Annotated in this window: 3 protein-coding genes; all 3 read left to right on the forward strand. The window is 35.1% G+C overall.

The features are described from left to right. A partial coding sequence (locus H7254_RS11190; protein WP_301933046.1) for an outer membrane beta-barrel protein occupies positions 1-883 on the forward strand: 883 nt, incomplete at its 5' end. A 103-nt stretch (positions 884-986) separates the two neighbouring features. Then, complete coding sequence (locus H7254_RS11195; RefSeq protein ID WP_301933047.1) at positions 987-2,237, forward strand: LVIVD repeat-containing protein; 1,251 nt, start codon at positions 987-989, stop codon at positions 2,235-2,237. A 9-nt stretch (positions 2,238-2,246) separates the two neighbouring features. Next, positions 2,247-2,834, forward strand: a complete 588-nt coding sequence (locus tag H7254_RS11200; RefSeq protein WP_301933048.1) for a hypothetical protein — start codon at positions 2,247-2,249, stop codon at positions 2,832-2,834. Positions 2,835-2,892 lie beyond the last annotated feature (58 nt).

A 2,892-nucleotide genomic window follows, 5' to 3' on the forward strand; every position in this document is an offset into this window, starting at 1 on the left:
GAAAATTGTTGGCCCGTTTTTAAATCCGTACATTAAAATTGGTGTAGAAATCAAAGCAAATAATCTCCTGGCTATCCAGGCAAAGAATTATTCTGTAGAAATTTTACCCATTAAAAAAGTAACCCCCCTACAACAAAAATACCAATGGAAAATTGGTATTAATTTTTCGGTAGGAGCATCCTCAACTCAAAATAGTTATCTGGGAATTGTAGGTTCGGGTAATGGCAATGCCTCCGTTGCATATACGTCAGCAGGCCAGGTGCCAAGTTGTACAACCTGTGCAAACAATCGTTTTTATAATAGCCATTCTGCCATAAAGCCGGCAGTGGGACTAGTTTTGGGCATATTTGTACAAAAAAACATTTCACCTAAAATAGCTTTTAGTATCGGGTTAAATTATAAAATGTACAATTCAGTTATGATGATAGGAAGCAAGGTAGATAGTGCAATTATTGCAAACAACAACAGTAGTTATTTATCACAAAGTGATTTTTTTTACAGAACCGGAAGCAGCACCCGGTACAAAAATCATTTTCATTTTTTAGAAATACCGTTGGCTTTAAATATAAAATTAGGGAAGCAAAACAAACATCCTCTTTATTTAAATACAGGGATTTCAATTGCTCAGTTAATAGCAACAAACGCACTTCAGTTTGATACAGCATCAACAAAATACTATAGCAATAACTCACTGTTTAATAAAACCCAGATTGGTATTTCTGCAGGGTTGTTGTTCTCCTTATCCGGCAATTCCAAAAATGCTTTTCTGGTAGGTCCGGATATACATTTCAGCTTAAACAGGATGGCTGCTACCGGGCTTTATCAAAGCAGCAACTACAGTTATTTTGGAATACAGGTTAAAAAAATATTTGGTAAAAAATAGCAACGTTATTTTTTGTAAGTGCAACCCTCTTGCTGATTAATTTGTCAGACTGATAGTTCACCACCAAAATATAAACAGTATGAAAAAATTGCTTTGCTATTTCATGTGTATAATTATTATAAGTTGTTTTAACGGTTGCGTTAAAGACTCCTGCACACATACCTATTCTTACACCTGGTTTGAGCCACTTTATAAAACCACCGCCGAAGTAAGAGACAATATAAAAACCAGTACGGCTAGGGCTATAAAAGTGCCGGGCAAATTATTCGTAATTGGCAAATACATTTTTTTAAATGAAGTAAATAAGGGAATTCACATCATTAACAATAGTAATCCCGCTGCACCTGTCAATGCTGGTTTTATTGACATACCGGGCAATATTGATATTGCTGTTAAAGGAAATACCTTGTATGCAGATTTATACTCCGACCTCGTAACACTGGATATCAGCAACCCCCTCAACGTGGTAAAGAAAAAAATAATTGACAATGTTTTTCCGCACCGCCGGTATTATGGTTTTAATTCCGACAGTTTAAAAATAATTTATGATTGGACACGCCACGATACTACTATAACAGCCGACTGTTCTCAAAACGGCTGGATCGGTTACAATAGAGGCGGTATTTACCAAGTGACCGATAATCAGCTTTTTTATTCAAGTGCTGCATCTAATGCTGGTTTTATCGGCGGTTCGCCATCAGGGATTGCTGGTTCAATGGCAAGGTTTGCATTAATGAATAATTATTTATACACCGTAGGAGATGCTGAATTGAAGGTAATCAATATTGCAGAAGTGAATGACCCGAAAGTGACAAATACCATAGCTCTCAATTGGGGTATTGAAACCATTTATCCCTTCAAGGATAAATTATTTATTGGCTCAAATACAGGCATGTTTATTTTTAATACAACCAACCCATACCAGCCTGCCCAGGAAGGCCAGTTTACCCATGCCAGGGTTTGCGATCCTGTAATTGCAGATAGCAATTATGCATTCATAACATTGCGCAACGGTTCCCAATGCGCAGGCTTTATAAATGAACTTGAAATTGTCGATATCTCCAATTTATCTTCCCCCGTTTTATTGAAGAAATTTGATATGACCAATCCGCATGGGCTTTCCAAAGATGGTAAACTCTTGTTTATTTGTGATGGTAAAGACGGGCTGAAAATATTTGACGCATCAGATATTACCAATCTAAAACTTGTAAAACAATTTAAGGATATAGAAACATTTGATGTAATTGCCTGGAATGGATTGGCTATTGTAGTAGCTGCTGACGGCTTGTACCAATTTAATTATGTAGATAATAAGGATATTAAACTGCTTAGTAAAATATCAATACTTCAATAAGATAAACCCATGAAAAAATATATTTCAGCATCAATAATTTTGAGTCTTTCTTTTTTACTGGTTACTGCACAAACAAAAAAGAAAAATAACTCTTGTAGTAAATTTACCTCTATTATTCAATTGGGTATTTTGGAAGGAGATGCCAGTAAAACTTTTGGCCAGATACAATTGGTAAACGGCATTCAACAAAATGCCTGGTTTTATGGGCTTGGCGTTGGGATTGATTATTACGGATCTAAAAGAAGTATTCCGTTGTTTGTTGATGTAAAAAGAGACTTTAAAAGGGGCAACAAGACTCCCTTTGTATTTGCTGATGCAGGATATAATGTTAGCTGGCTACGGGATAATGAAAGAAATTATTATTGGGGTAATAATTATGAGGCTACCAGTGGCTTATATTATGAAGCAGGGCTTGGATATAAGTTTATTTTAAAAAATAAAACGGCTTTTGCCTTTAGTGCCGGATATTCCTTCAAAGAACAGCACGAAACGTTTCCCACTAGTATTATTCCATTACCGGCTAATGTGCATATAGATTATTCGGATTATAATAATAAATTTAAAAGACTTAGCGTAAAGATTAATTACTCTTTTTAACAAGCTGATATTTTTAATACCTGAAAGAATTTTTTTAAATAAGATTTTAAATTTTCTA

This window comes from Ferruginibacter sp. (assembly GCF_014377975.1).
GTDB lineage: Bacteria > Bacteroidota > Bacteroidia > Chitinophagales > Chitinophagaceae > Ferruginibacter.

Coding starts and splice junctions, on each gene's coding strand:
- H7254_RS11195 (WP_301933047.1), top strand. CDS start 987: ATGTGTATAATTATTATAAGTTGTTTTAACGGTTGCGTTAAAGACTCC.
- H7254_RS11200 (WP_301933048.1), top strand. CDS start 2,247: ATGAAAAAATATATTTCAGCATCAATAATTTTGAGTCTTTCTTTTTTA.